The following is a 13,404-nucleotide window of genomic DNA, read 5'->3' as shown; positions in this document are numbered from 1 at the left end:
TCCTTTACGCCGTCGCGTCGTCGGTCAATAGCGCAAAGGACAGCGCTACCGGCGTGACAGACTGCAAATACTCAGCGGTCACATCGCCAAACAGTTCGCGCACCACCACACCTTCGGGGGTGATATCCATCACCGCCATATCGGTGTAAATGCGATCGATGCAGGCCATCCCGGTCAGGGGATAGCTGCACTGTTCAACGATTTTGCACTCGCCTTTTTTGGTCAGATGTTCGGTCATCACGAATACCTGCTTCGCGCCAATCGCCAGATCCATCGCCCCGCCGACGGCAGGAATGGAGGACGGCGCGCCGGTGCTCCAGTTGGCGAGATCCCCACTCGCCGACACCTGATAAGCCCCGAGCACGCAAATATCCAGGTGCCCGCCGCGCATCATGGTGAAGGAGTCGCCGTGGTGGAAATAGCAGCCGCCCGCCAGCAGCGTCACCGGCTGTTTTCCGGCGTTGATCAGCTCCGGGTCCTCCTCTCCCGGCGCAGGTGCCGGCCCCATGCCGAGAATGCCGTTTTCGCTGTGCAGGAAAATCTCGCGATCCGCCGGAAGATAGTTAGCAATCTGCGTCGGCATGCCGATGCCGAGATTCACATAAGCCCCCTCGGGAATATCCCGGGCGATGCGCTCGGCAAGCTGTTGGTGAGTCAATGTGTTCACGCTGTCTCCTTGAGTGACGTGGCGGACGCGTTAATCAGGCGCTGCACAAAAATCCCCGGCGTCACCACCGCTTCCGGGTCCAGTTCGCCGAGGGCCACAAACTCGCTCACCTGCGCGATGGTGCAGCGGGCGGCGGCGGCCATAATGGGACCGAAGTTGCGGCCGGTTTTGTCGTACACCAGGTTGCCCCAGCGGTCGGCTTTCAGGGCTTTGATCAGCGCAAAATCGGCTTTGAGCGGCAGTTCAAACACGTAATCTCTACCGTCGATGCGACGCGTCTCTTTGCCTTCGGCAAGCGCGGTGCCAAAGCCAGTGGGGGTAAAAATACCGCCTAACCCTGAGCCGCCCGCCTGAATCCGCGCCGCGAGATTGCCCTGCGGCACCAGCTCCAGCTCAACCTCGCCGCGACGATACAAATCGTCAAACACCCATGAATCCACCTGGCGCGGGAAGGAGCAGATCACCTTCTTCACGCATCCGGCTTTCAGCAGCGCCGCCAGTCCGTAGTCGCCGTTACCGGCGTTGTTGCTGATGAGGGTCAGTCCGCGCGGGCGACGGCGGATTAACGCATCCAACAGTTCCGACGGCTGCCCCGCCGGGCCAAAACCGCCGACCATGACCGTCGCGCCATCAAAAATATCCGCCACTGCGTCATCCAGCGTGGCAATCCGTTTATCAATCATTCCAGAGCCTCTTTGTTGTTACCGGGCAGGCTGCGCAGGGCAATCCACGCCAGTAGCGCGTAAACCACCAGCAGCAGGGAGACGGGCCACGAGGCGTTGAACTCCATCAGCAACGCCACCGCCAGCATCGGTCCCAGACCGCCGGAAAATATCGATCCCACTTCGTGCCCCAGCGCCAGGCCGGAGTAGCGCACCCGCACCGGGAAGAGATCGCTCATGATGCAGGGCTGAGTGCCGATCATCGCCCCGTGGCAGAACGGCAGTCCGAGCAGCATCGCCAGCATGATCCAGCCGTACGTGCCGGTGGAGAGCAGCCAGAAGAACGGGAATGCCATCACCAGCAGGCCAATCACGCCGATGTAGTAGACCGGCTTGAGTCCGATGCGGTCCGACAGCGCGCCCCAGAACAGAATCGAGAAGAACTCCACCAGCATCGCCAGCGTTACAGCGCTGATGATCTCCCCGGTGCTGATGCCGATATGGCGGGCGTAGACCACCGAGAAGGTAAAGAAGATGTAGGACGCGCCGTTCTCCGGCAGGCGCAGAGCAATCGCCTGCAGCAGCGCTTTCGGGTGGTCGCGAATCAGTACCAGCAGCGGGATTTTTTCGTGCTGCGCTTCCGGCTTCGCCTGGGTAAACGCCTTGCTCTCGCGGATGTTTTTGCGGATATAAACGCCGACTAAAAAGATGACGATGCTCAACAGGAACGGCACGCGCCAGCCCCAGCGCATAAAGTCCGATTCAGGCAGTTGCTGCACCAGGTAAAAGGCGAACGCCGAGAGGACAAACCCACCGGAAACCCCCATCTGGCTCCAGGCGGTGTAGTACCCGCGACGCGAGGCGGGCGCGTTTTCGCTCAGCATCAGCACGCCGCCGCCCCACTCCCCGCCCGACGCCACGCCCTGCAGGAAGCGCAGAGTGATGAGCGACAGTGGTGCCCAGAGACCAATCTGCGCGTAGACCGGCAGCAGACCGATCACAAAGGTGGTGGCGCCCATTAGCGTCAGGGTCATGATCAGCGTCATTTTGCGGCTGTAGCGATCGCCGATATGCCCGAAGACTATCCCGCCCAGCGGCCGCGCCAGAAAACCCACTGCGAAACCAGAAAAAGCCAGTAGCGTGCCCTGAAGCGGATCGCCGCCAACCGGGAAGAACAGCGGGCCAAACACCAGCGCCGCCGCCGTCCCATACAGAAAAAAGTCATACCACTCGAGCGCATTCCCCAGCACCGAGGCCACCACCAGTTTGCGCATCTGCTGCGCGTCCTGGCCGCCGGTGGCGGTGGTAGCGGTACTTTCAGTGACGACATTACTCATGACGCGCGTCCCCTCTTGTTGTGGTGGGCTTACGCCTGCACATCGCCACCGACGGTGTGATAGCGGCGGTTAAAGTAGACCAGCCCGCGCGGCTGCTCGCTGATGCGAATCGCCTGCACCTGGCAGTAGAAAACGCTGTGGCTACCCACTTCATGGCAGGTGTCGATGGTGCAGTCGAAGCTGGCGACGGACGAGCTGAGCACCGGCGCGCCGCTGCTCATCACCTGCCAGCTGTCGTGCAAAAAGCGCTCCTCCGACCGCAGACTGGCGTTGGCGAAAACGCCGGACAGCCCCTGGTGATCGCCGGAAAGTACGTTGACGCACAGGGTGCCGTTCTGTTTGAAATGCTGATGGGCGTAAGAGTTGCGGTTCATACACACCAGAAGCGTCGGCGGCTGATCCGTCACGCTACAGACCGCCGACGCGGTAAAACCAAATTTCCCCGCCGGGCCGTCGGTGGTGATCACCGAGACTGCGCTGCCGAGCTGCGCCATCGCGTTACGAAATTCTGTTTGCAGTGTCATAAGTGATTCCTTACAAATCGATAACTAAACGGGGGCATTTCGCCCTGGAACAGCACAGCAGGATCTGATCGCCCTCGGCTTTCTCTTCGTCGGTCAGGTAGTGGTCGCGGTGATCCGGCTCGCCTTCCAGCACGTCCGTCAGGCAACTGCCGCAAATCCCCTGCTTGCACGACACATTTACCTTCAGCCCGGCCCCGGCCAGCGCCTCGACGATGGTCTGGTTTTCCAGCACTTTCACGGTGATCCCGCTGCTTGCCGCCACCACCTCAAACGCGCTGCCGCCGGTCTGGACCTCGGCGCTGAAACACTCCTGATGAATTTGCTCAGCGCGGTACCCCTGCGCGTTAGCCTGATCGGTCACCGCATCCATCAGCCGCGTCGGGCCGCAGGTGTAGACGTGGGTGTTGTCAGGGACGTCGCACAACACCGCCGCCAGATCCAGGCGCTGCTCATCGCTAAAGTGCAGATGCACTCGCCCGGCGAACGGTGCATTTTCCAGCTGCGGAATAAACGCCGCCTGTGAACGCGAACGGGCGCAGTAGTGCAGCGAAAACGCGCGTCCGGCGGCGTGCAGCTCTGCGGCCATCGCCAGCATGGGCGTGATACCAATCCCGCCGCCGATCAGCAGGCTGTATGCCGCGCTGTCGTCCAGTACAAACAGGTTGCGCGGCTCGCTGACCTGAATTTCATCGCCTTCGCACAGGGCATGCACCGCTCGCGATCCGCCCTGCGAGTTGATCTCTTTCAGCACGCCGAGCTGGTAGTGCTGGCTGTTCTGCGGGTCGCTGCACAGGGAGTACGGGCGAATCAGATCGGCGCTCAGGTGCAGATCGATATGGGCGCCTGCGCGAAACGCCGGAAGCGGGCCTCCATCCCTGCGCGCCAGGGTCAGCAGCACCACCTCGCCCTGCAGTTCACGTCGGATGACCTGTAATGTCAGCATGAGAACTCCTTAGCGCATAAACAGGCCGCCGTTGATGTCCCAGGTGGCCCCGGTGACAAACGACGCCTGCGGTGAAGCGAGCAACGCCACGGCTTCGGCAACAAACTCCGCCTCGCCGAGTTTCCCGACCGGGATCATCTGCAGCAGTCCGGCCATTTTTTCTTCCGGTACCAGGGCGTGTACCGTCGGCAGATCCATCGGACCGGGCGCAATAGCATTGACCGTCACGCCCGAGCGACTCAGCTCGCGGGCGAAGACTTTCGTGAGGGTCAAAATGCCGCCCTTTGACGCCGCGTAATGGGCACCGGACGCGGTACCACCGTTCTGTCCGGCGAGGGATGCCAGGTTGATAATGCGACCGTAACCCTGGGCGGCGAAGTAGCGTCCCATCGTCTGGCAGCCGACAAAGGTGCCGCGCAGGTTAGTGCTGAGCACCCGGTCGAACTCGTCGACGCCGATCTCCATCACCGGCGTGGCGAGGGTCAGCGCAGCGTTGTTCACCAGCACCTGTAAGCTGCCAAAACGGGCGAGCGTGGCATCGAGGGCACGGGTGAAGTCGCCCGGCTGGCGGATATCCAGCCCCAGCGCCAGTACCTTGTCGTGGTCAAGAGCGTCCGCCGCCTGTTGCGCACGCGCGGCGTCGACGTCCGTCAGCACCACCTGGAACCCCTGCGCCAGGAGGTGCGCCGCGATAACATTTCCCAGACCGGCTGCCGCGCCGGTCACTAATACGGTTTGCGTCATGAGCGATGCCTCAGAGGATGTAGCCGATGCTGTGCAGCACATCGTCGCTGTTGACCAGACGGATCACCTTTTGCTGGATGCGCAGGCGGTCGCCTTCGCGCTGCAGCTGCCAGGTGATATCCGCCGCGTAATGGCGGCTGTGACCTTTGCGGTGTTCCCACAGGGATTGCGCTCCGCGCACCACGATCAGGCCGTCGCGTGATTCCAGCAGACGAAAACGCGACAACGTGCGCAGAGTACGTGCGCGCGGCGTGGTCGAAATCGACTCCCCGCTGTAGAGGCGGTGAACGCGTTTTTCGCGCATGTGGTGATCGTCACAGGCGTAGTTGAGGGTGTTTTTGAAATCCGTCTCGTTCTGATCGATCGGGACGACGTACAGACCGTCGTGCTGCCACAGATCCAGCCAGGCGCTGAATTCGCCCTGATCGAGCAAGTCGCCCTCAAGGTTAATCAGCGTCACGGCGGCAAAGAGTTCAGATTCTGGGGTCATCATTTTTCGCTCTCCGTCATCAGTTTTTTCCACTGCTGGTAGGCGGCGCGCATCCCGGTTTCGGCGCTAACGTCGCTGCGCAGGCCGTCGTCGGTGCGGTACTCTCCCGCCAGCCCGCGATTGAGCATGATCCAGAGATCATCCCCCGCCGTTGCCCCGCGCTGAACACGCTCCCAGGCCTCCGAGTCGTCCGGCGTGCCGAAGCCCATCGGCCCCTGGAAGTGTTCGTGCAGACGCAGACGCGCCTGGTTGGCAATTTCCGGCCCACCGTCCATGGTGATCACCGCGTGGTGGATTTCCGTTTCATTCACGGAAATCGGCTGGAGTACGCGGAAAAACGCCATCGAACAGGCGATGTTGGGGAAGATATTCAGGTTAAAGCCGGAGCCGCCGACGGCGCGCACGATACGGCGCACCTGCTGTTCGTCGTGATCGGCACGCAGGGCCTCTGCCAGCGTCTCAAAGCGCTCCGGGATTGGCGCGTCGAGGTTGGCGTCGAGATCCACCAGCTCCGGGATCATCACCATTACGCTGTGGCCGTTGCCCAGGTCTTCGACGTAGCCGCTGCCGTCAACGAAATTCAGCATCTCTTCCGTCTGCTTATCGACAGAGCTGAGGAACGAGCGGTGAACCACCGGGAAGTGGTAGCCGTCGGTGGTGTTTTCCAGCTGGATTTTCCAGTTGCCGGGGAAGCGGAAACGGTGGGCTGGCCCGGTTTTAATTGGGTAGCCCGCCCCCTGCTTCATAAACAGATCCATCCATTTTTTCGCCGCGCCGAGGAACTCTTCCAGCGGTTCGATCTGATCGTTAAAGGTGGCGAAAATCATCCCCGCATACTGTTCCGTGCGCAGGGAAATCAGCCCCAGCTCGCCTTTTTCCAGCTGGTCGGCGTAGCTTTCCGGATGCGGCACGCCGCGCAGGCTGCCGTCCAGCGCGTAGCCCCAGCCGTGGTACGGGCAGACGAAACTGTTGGTTTTGCCACTGCGGTGTTCGCACACGGTCGCCGCGCGGTGGCGGCAGCGGTTAAGCAGCGTGTGGACGTTACCTTTGCGGTCGCGCACCACGATCACCGGCTGGGTGCCTAGCTCAGTGGTTTTAAAGCTCCCGGTCTCCGGGATTTCACTGGCGTGTGCCACCCAGACCCAGGTCTTGCTGAAGATGCGATCCAGTTCGAGCTGGAACAGATCGTCCGAGGTGTAGAGCGACGTGTGTACGCGGTCGGACTGTACCAGCGCCGCTATCTCTGCCGTGTCCGGTATCGCCTGCGGTGAAGTGTCGATGTTTTTGATGGTTATCAGGTGATCACATTGCATGTCTATTTCTCCTGCACGTCGTTATTTTTCTCAGGGACAGGTAACGCATCCGCCGCATGCCAGTGGTCCACCGGTCGGCTGAACAGGTTGCGGGTGGTGAAGTGGCGCATCGCCATGCCGTTCGCGTCGCGCGCAAAAGTGACGCAAATTTCCGCCGCGTTCAGGTGCGCGCCACCGGCGGTAAACGCCGAAGTTTGCAGCATCAGCCAGCGCCCCCGCAGTTCGCCGTCCGGCGTGTGGCTTAGCGCCTCCGAGCAGAGAAAGTGCGCGTTCATGGCGAAGTGGGCGGGTTGTCGCACGTAGCTCGCCATCAGAGTGATAATCGCTTCGCGGCCCTGATGTTTACCGAGCCGCGAGGCGTAGGGTTCGCCCAGCCCTTCCCAGCAGGCGTCGGCGGTAAAGAGCGCGCCAATCGACTGCACGGTTTCAGGGCTGTCAAGCTGGTCGCACAGGCGCATGTAATCGCTGATACACACGCGGGCCGCCTGGCTGTCTTCGAGCTGCTGTAAGCGCAGCGCATCCTGTGCGTTCATGGTCTTAGCCCTGAATAATCAGTTCACGGCCCACGCGGGCTTCGATTTTGCAGTACTTCCACAGCTTGCTGCCGCTCTCACCCACCGGCGTGGTGCGGAACAGGTTGCAGACCGCCGCCACATTTTCCAGTTTCTCCGCGTCTGCCAGCACATAGGTGGTCCAGGGGGCGGTAGTGGACGGGCCGACCATCAGCTGGTCGTCATCCATGTTGCCGATGACGCGGATGCCCTGGGTCTCTTCGATCCCTTTCATCATCACGCCGAATGCGCCCCAAACCTGTTTGGCTTCCGCCGGGCTGGCGTCGAAAAAGTTCTGGTTTACGCCGATGCAAAACAGCACGCGTAAGGTTGTTGACTGGCTCATCTGTTGCTCCTTTCGTTAAAAATCACAAATAACCGGGCAGCGGTTTTCCGCCGAAAAAGACCGTACCGGCGTTCAGGTACGAGAGATCGCCCATAAAGGCGTGCTGGGTGATCACCATGGTGTCGCGCACAAAACGTTGCAGCGGGCTGGCCATGGTGACGCCGCCCATGCCGTTCAGCGCCAGCGCCTGACGCGCCACGTCGGCAGCCACGCGGGTGACGTGAGTAGAAGAGAGTCGCAGGGCGTTGATCTGCGCGCAGCTCGCCTCGTTCCCGGCCAGCAGGCACTGCCAGACGTCGTCGATGGCCTCATAGAACCAGGCGCGGGCGGAGCGCAGTTCGGCTTCGCAGCGGGCAATTTGCATCTGCGCCTGCTGGCGATCGGCCAGGCGCGGTGCGCCGGTGACAGACTGTTGACGATGGGCGATCGCGTAGATTTCGTTGAGCGCCGCGCGGGCCACGCCGAGTGCCACCACGGAGAGCACCTGGGTCGCCAGTGACAGCACCGGGTAGCGGTACAGCGGCCCGTCGAAATTCAGCGCGCCGCCGCGAATGAAGGTCCACTCCTGCGGGACAAAGGCATCGTTGACCACCAGATCGTGGCTGCCGGTTCCGGCAAGGCCGACGGTGTCCCAGACGGGATCGATCTGCACGCTCGCCCGTGGCAGAACCGCCATGCGCGGCAGGGCCTGATCGCCCTCGGGCAAGATCCCGACGCCGAGCACCGAGGCCCCCATGCTGCCGCTGGCAAAACTCCAGCGTCCGCTAACGCGGTAGCCGCCGTCGGCCTGCCGTGCTTTTTGCGTCGGGAAAATCCCGCCCGCAAAGACCACATCCGGCCCGTCGCGATAGAGTTCCTTTAGGGTTTCCGGTGGCAGTGCGCCGAGATAAAACGGGCTCATGCCGAAACTGGCTACCCAGCCTGCCGAGCCGTCGGCGGTGGAGATCTGCTCAATCAGCTCGCAAAACTGCGCCGGGGAGCACTCGTCTCCGCCGTACTGTTTTGGCACCAGGGCGCGGTAGACGCCCACCTGTTTGAAGCGGGTAATGATGTCGTCAGAGATATGACGTTGATGCTCAAAATCGCCGCTGCGAGTCGCAACATCACTCAATAGCGGAACAAGCTCCTCACGAACATGGATGGCAGACATAGCGTCCTCCGAAAAGGGTTGTGCGGTGTGCGCGAGGCGAGCGCGTCCGCAATGAGTCGAACTCACTGAGTCATCAGGCAAAGAAAAACGGAATGTTTAGGGTTGTCGTCGTCCGGTGAGCCACTCGACGGCCTGCACCAGCAGCCCGTCGTGGCCTTTGGCAGCCACCAGCTGGAGCGAAACCGGGCGGCCATGCAGTTCATCTACCGCAAGGGTAATGGCCGGATGGCCGCTGAGGTTAAACGGGCGGACCAGGCATGTGAGATTGACCACGCTCAGGGGATCGGCGGCCTCCTCAAGGGTAGGAGGCAGTTCAGGCAGTGTCGCCAGCGCCAGCAGCGGTGTTTTTGACAGCAGTGCGTCGACCTGCGCGGTGAATTCACTGCGCACCTGTTCAGCAGATGCCAGCGCTTCGGCGCTGATATCTGCCCCGGCGCGAATACGGGCAGCCACATCCGCGGAGACGGCGTTGCTCGCCAGCAGCGGGCTGAAGGCCTGCCAGTTTTCATGGCTGATGAGGGTTAAACCTGCGCGATGCGCATCGTTCAGGGCGGGCAACCCGGCCTGCTCAGGGCGTACGCCGCATGCGGCAAGTACCTTGAGAATGCGGTCATCGATTTCCGGTAACGCGGCAGAGATGAAGGCCATCGGCGGCAGTTCGCTGAGCGGTTCCCCCACGGCGACGGAAAGCCGGGTCATAACCTGGCGCAGCACTGTGGCATTGCGGGCAAAGACGCCGACGCAGTCGAGCGAGCTTTGGGCTGCCATAACGCCGTGACGACTGAGCACGCCGTAGCCCGGTTTGAAGCCCAGCACGCCGCAGCAGGCGGCAGGCATTCTGACGGAGCCGCCGGTGTCGGTGCCGAGGGAGAAATCGACCTCACCGGAGGCGACAACGGCGGCAGATCCGCTGGATGAACCGCCCGGAATCAGCTCTGGATAGCGCGGGTTCACCGGCGTGCCGCTCCAGGAGTTGATCCCGGTGACACCAAACGCCAGCTCATGCAGCGTGGTTTTGCCCGTCAGCTGGCAGTGGTTTTCCAGTAGCGTCGCAACCACTCTGGCGTGCTGGCGGGCCAGCGGTGCGTTTTCCAGCGCCGGGCAGCCTGCGCGGGTCGGGTGCCCGGCAATATCCAGGGTGTCTTTGACCGCAAATCGCAGGTCGCCCTCACCGAGGGTAAATTGCTCAACGTAACCATTGCTCTCATAAACTGGCTTCATGATTGATACCTTAACCAGAAAAAATGAATCATATTCAGGCGGGCAGTCAGTGCTGCCTCTTTGTCCTGACTAACGTTAGGTCAATCATGGAAGAATTAGATGAAAATTCAAGTAATCTTTCACGTTAATTTCACGCTTACGCAACATTTAATTAACCTTTGATTCAATAAGGTTACTGATTCAGGGTGATGAAAAATAAGACAAAATGGCGGGAATCAGAAAGGGGTGCCGCCCTGAGCATTCAGCGCGGCATAAGAAAATTAATGATTAAATTACAGAGAGTTAGAAAGAAAGACTACGGAGTTCACAAATTTGTCATCGGATATTTTGACCTCACAGTTCGTTGAGGTTATCCAGTACCTTTGCCAGGGAGAGATTCATTTTCTCGACCTGACTGGCGGTCATGCCCTTGAAGCCTTTTTCGAACACTTTGCTGGTGTATGCGTAGGCCTCTTCCACTTTTTTGCGACCGGCCTCCGTGAGCATCACTTCCGTGACGCGCGCGTCCTGTTCGCTGCTTGCGGTGGTGACCAGGCCGTCATCGCGCAGCCGTCCGACGATTTTGGTGACCGTGGGCATTTTCGCCATCGCGTACTCGGAAATCTGCGAAATACTGGCCTTGCCGTACTGGTGAGTCACCATCAGAACCCGGAAGCGAGAGACATCCAGCTGGGCTTTTTTCAGTGTAATTTCCATGATTTGCGTGTAGCGCGCATACACATTCACGATCCAGTAAAACGGAAACTCTTCGCGATGAAAGGCGGGATCGTCAGGTGCGCCGTCCGGGGTATTTTTTATTGTTGTCATGCGTTTCCTTACCAAAAAAAGCGTCAGAGTGAACGATTATACCCTGCGAATCTGCGGCGACTAAGCCTATCTGAACGGGTGCTGAAACGTATAAGAGATCCCGATCGCATTATGATTCAAAAATGCTAACTGATTAACAATTACGTATCATTTTTTACACATTGCATTGACGGTTGCGGTGGCTGTTTTCTATACGTTTAGCCGACCTGTACGCTAATTCTAATAATCGCAATGTGGAGCTATTCATGAACGAACGTTCTTCTGTGGAGCAGACGCGCCCGCCGTCGCCTGCGCCCGACGCTCTGGACCCTCGCCAGCAGGCCGTGATCAAAAAGCTGTTCCGTCGGCTGATTGTGTTTTTATTTATTTTGTTCGTTTTTTCCTACCTCGACCGCATCAACATTGGCTTTGCCGGCCTGACAATGGGCAAAGATCTGGGTCTGACCAGCACCATGTTTGGCCTCGCGACCACCCTGTTCTACGTGATGTATGTCATTTGCGGTATTCCCAGCAATATCATGCTGAGTATTGTCGGCGCGCGACGCTGGATCGCGGTGCTGATGGTGGTGTGGGGGATCGCGTCCACCGCCACCATGTTCGCCACCGGACCGAACAGCCTGTACGTGCTGCGTATGCTGGTCGGGATTGCGGAAGCGGGCTTTTTGCCGGGCCTGTTGCTCTATTTAACCTACTGGTTCCCGGCCCATTATCGTGCGCGCGCTAACGCGCTGTTTATGATTGCGATGCCGGTCACCATGGCGCTCGGTTCGCTGGCCTCCGGGTATATCCTGAACATGGACGGCCTGCTGAATCTGAAAGGCTGGCAGTGGCTGTTCCTGCTGGAGGGTTTCCCGTCCGTGCTGTTGGGTCTGGTGGTCTGGTTCTGGCTGGATGACAGCCCGTCGAAGGCCAAATGGCTGACGGAAGATGACAAAGCCTGCCTGGCGGAGATGCTGGAAGCGGATAAGATCGCTGCACGCAAAACGCAGCTGGACGCGAGCACGTCGCTGTTGCCGCAGCGCAGCGTGGCGCGCGAACTGTTTACCCCCATCATTATTCTCTACACGGTGGCCTATTTCTGTCTCACCAATACCCTCAGCGCCCTGAGCGTCTGGACGCCGCTGATTCTGCGCAGCTTCAACGAAACCAGCAGCAATGTCACCATCGGGTTGCTGAGTGCCATTCCGCAGGTGTGTACCATTGTGGCAATGGTCTGGTGGAGTAAGCGTTCGGATCGCCTGAACGAGCGTAAAATCCACACTCTGCTGCCCTATCTGTTTGCCGCGGCGGGGTGGATGTTAACTGCCTCCAGCACGCAAGCGGTGCTGCAGTTCACCGGGATTGTGATGGCGTCGGCAGGCGCGTTCGCGGCGATGGTGATCTTCTGGACCACGCCGGATCGCTATATTTCCCTGCGCGCTCGAGCCGTCGGGATTGCGGTGATTAACGCCACCGGGATGACCGGTGCGGCACTCGGTCCGCTGCTGATGGGCTGGATGAAAGACGTCACCGGAAACTTCAACGCCGGGATCTTCATGGTGGCCGGTTTCCTGGTGCTGGGCGCGCTGATCATTGCGCTGATCCCGATGAGCAAAACCCAGCCGCAGAACGCTGCCGCCCCACTCTCGACTTGACTTATTGTGTAATAAAGATACTTTTCAGGACATGAAGAAAATCCTGATTATCGTCCCTGACGGCGGCATGTTGTTCGAAGCCGCCGGTATCGCAGACATTCTGATGCAGGCCAACCAGCTCCATCCGGAAGGCCTCGCCCAGCCTCGCTATCGCATTATTATCGCCACCACCCAGCCGCACCAGGTGATCCACGGTCAGTCCGGGCTAAACCTGCTGGCGGACTATCGTCTGCCGGAGCTGGATCCGCGTGAGCCGCTCGACACCATCATCATCACCGGCCGCGGGATGAACGAGCAGGAGAGCACCGCCGTGGTGGACTGGCTGCATCTGGCCGCACCCCATGCCCGGCGCATCGCCTCGATTTGTGGCGGGGCGATGCTGCTGGCACAAAGCGGCCTGCTGGATGGACGTCGCGCGACCACCCACTGGCGGCTGCTGGAGACGATGCAAAAAAGCTGGCCTGCCATCAACGTCGTAGGCGGCCCGCTCTATATTCAGGATGGTCCCATCTGGACGTCCGGCGGGGTGAGTTCCGGGTTTGATCTCACGCTGGCGCTGGTTGAAGAGGACTACGGTTTTACCCTGGCGCGAGACGTGGCTCAGGATCTGGTGATGTATTTGCGCCGTCCCGGCGGACAGCTGCAGTTCAGCCGCTATAACCTGAACTCATCCGCCAGCGCCGGGCCGGTCAGCGAATTGCAAACCTGGATACTTAACAATCTCACGGCCGATCTGTGCGTCGAAAAACTGGCGGAGCAGGCGGCCATGAGTCCGCGCAATTTCACCCGCGTCTTTACCCGTGAAACGGGCGCTTCTCCGGCACGCTACGTGATGGAAGCCCGTCTCGCCGCCGCCCGTCAGCTGCTGGAGCAGACAAGCGAGCCGCTGGACCGCATCGCCGAGCAGAGCGGATTTGGCTGCAGCATCAACCTGCGCCGGGTGTTTGAGAAACAGCTCCACCTTACCCCCAGCGAGTATCGTCAACGATTCCACTGCCGCAAAATGGCGTAATCT

15 protein-coding genes are annotated in these 13,404 nt (G+C 60.3%); 2 read left to right on the top strand and 13 right to left on the bottom strand.

What is annotated here, in order from left to right; translation table 11 throughout:
* Positions 1-4: 4 nt before the first annotated feature.
* The 13 genes from DAI21_RS14200 to DAI21_RS14140 all read right to left on the bottom strand — a co-directional run bounded on the left by DAI21_RS14200 (position 5) and on the right by DAI21_RS14140 (position 10,755).
* Positions 5-667, bottom strand: a complete 663-nt coding sequence (locus DAI21_RS14200; protein WP_107703400.1) for a 3-oxoacid CoA-transferase subunit B — start codon at positions 665-667, stop codon at positions 5-7.
* Positions 664-1,350: a 3-oxoacid CoA-transferase subunit A gene (locus DAI21_RS14195; protein WP_107703399.1), complete on the bottom strand. Its 687-nt coding sequence runs from the start codon at positions 1,348-1,350 to the stop codon at positions 664-666. The genes DAI21_RS14200 and DAI21_RS14195 overlap by 4 nt, the downstream gene beginning before the upstream one ends.
* The gene (locus DAI21_RS14190) at positions 1,347-2,603 is read right to left on the bottom strand and encodes an MFS transporter (protein ID WP_199908249.1); all 1,257 of its coding nucleotides are present in this window, start codon (positions 2,601-2,603) and stop codon (positions 1,347-1,349) included. The genes DAI21_RS14195 and DAI21_RS14190 overlap by 4 nt, the downstream gene beginning before the upstream one ends.
* A 92-nt stretch (positions 2,604-2,695) precedes the next feature.
* A complete protein-coding gene (locus DAI21_RS14185) occupies positions 2,696-3,190 on the bottom strand; it encodes a flavin reductase (protein WP_100779866.1) in 495 nt (164 codons plus the stop codon).
* Between the two features lie 10 nt (positions 3,191-3,200).
* Complete coding sequence (locus DAI21_RS14180; RefSeq protein WP_107703397.1) at positions 3,201-4,133, bottom strand: PDR/VanB family oxidoreductase; 933 nt, start codon at positions 4,131-4,133, stop codon at positions 3,201-3,203.
* A gap of 9 nt (positions 4,134-4,142) precedes the next feature.
* Positions 4,143-4,877 (bottom strand): SDR family NAD(P)-dependent oxidoreductase, encoded by a 735-nt coding sequence (locus tag DAI21_RS14175; RefSeq protein ID WP_107703396.1) that lies wholly within the window; start codon positions 4,875-4,877, stop codon positions 4,143-4,145.
* Positions 4,878-4,887: 10 nt separating this feature from the next.
* Positions 4,888-5,367 (bottom strand): aromatic-ring-hydroxylating dioxygenase subunit beta, encoded by a 480-nt coding sequence (locus DAI21_RS14170; protein WP_107704256.1) that lies wholly within the window; start codon positions 5,365-5,367, stop codon positions 4,888-4,890.
* Positions 5,367-6,680 (bottom strand): Rieske 2Fe-2S domain-containing protein, encoded by a 1,314-nt coding sequence (locus DAI21_RS14165; RefSeq protein ID WP_107703395.1) that lies wholly within the window; start codon positions 6,678-6,680, stop codon positions 5,367-5,369. The genes DAI21_RS14170 and DAI21_RS14165 overlap by 1 nt, the downstream gene beginning before the upstream one ends.
* 2 nt (positions 6,681-6,682) lie before the next feature.
* Positions 6,683-7,213, bottom strand: a complete 531-nt coding sequence (locus DAI21_RS14160; protein WP_107703394.1) for a nuclear transport factor 2 family protein — start codon at positions 7,211-7,213, stop codon at positions 6,683-6,685.
* A 4-nt stretch (positions 7,214-7,217) separates the two neighbouring features.
* The gene (locus DAI21_RS14155) at positions 7,218-7,577 is read right to left on the bottom strand and encodes an IacB protein (protein ID WP_100779861.1); all 360 of its coding nucleotides are present in this window, start codon (positions 7,575-7,577) and stop codon (positions 7,218-7,220) included.
* Between the two features lie 22 nt (positions 7,578-7,599).
* Positions 7,600-8,727: an acyl-CoA dehydrogenase family protein gene (locus tag DAI21_RS14150; protein WP_107703393.1), complete on the bottom strand. Its 1,128-nt coding sequence runs from the start codon at positions 8,725-8,727 to the stop codon at positions 7,600-7,602.
* 96 nt (positions 8,728-8,823) lie between these two features.
* The gene (locus tag DAI21_RS14145) at positions 8,824-9,948 is read right to left on the bottom strand and encodes an amidase (protein WP_107703392.1); all 1,125 of its coding nucleotides are present in this window, start codon (positions 9,946-9,948) and stop codon (positions 8,824-8,826) included.
* A gap of 333 nt (positions 9,949-10,281) precedes the next feature.
* Entirely contained in the window at positions 10,282-10,755 is a 474-nt protein-coding gene (locus DAI21_RS14140) for a MarR family winged helix-turn-helix transcriptional regulator (protein WP_100779858.1), read from the bottom strand.
* A 245-nt stretch (positions 10,756-11,000) separates the two neighbouring features.
* Here DAI21_RS14140 and hpaX point away from each other — a divergent pair, with 245 nt between their 5' ends.
* Together hpaX and DAI21_RS14130 are read left to right on the top strand one after the other, a co-directional pair.
* On the top strand, positions 11,001-12,389 hold the full coding sequence (gene hpaX, locus DAI21_RS14135; protein ID WP_107703391.1) for a 4-hydroxyphenylacetate permease: 1,389 nt from the start codon (positions 11,001-11,003) through the stop codon (positions 12,387-12,389).
* 31 nt (positions 12,390-12,420) lie between these two features.
* Positions 12,421-13,401, top strand: coding sequence for a GlxA family transcriptional regulator (locus DAI21_RS14130; protein ID WP_107703390.1), 981 nt, complete (start codon positions 12,421-12,423; stop codon positions 13,399-13,401).
* Positions 13,402-13,404 lie beyond the last annotated feature (3 nt).

It is taken from the genome of Lelliottia sp. WB101, from assembly GCF_003051885.1.
In the GTDB taxonomy this organism is placed as follows: Bacteria; Pseudomonadota; Gammaproteobacteria; order Enterobacterales; family Enterobacteriaceae; genus Enterobacter; species Enterobacter nimipressuralis.
Note: the sequence above shows the minus strand (reverse complement) of the source record. Positions and strands in the feature narration are given on the sequence as shown.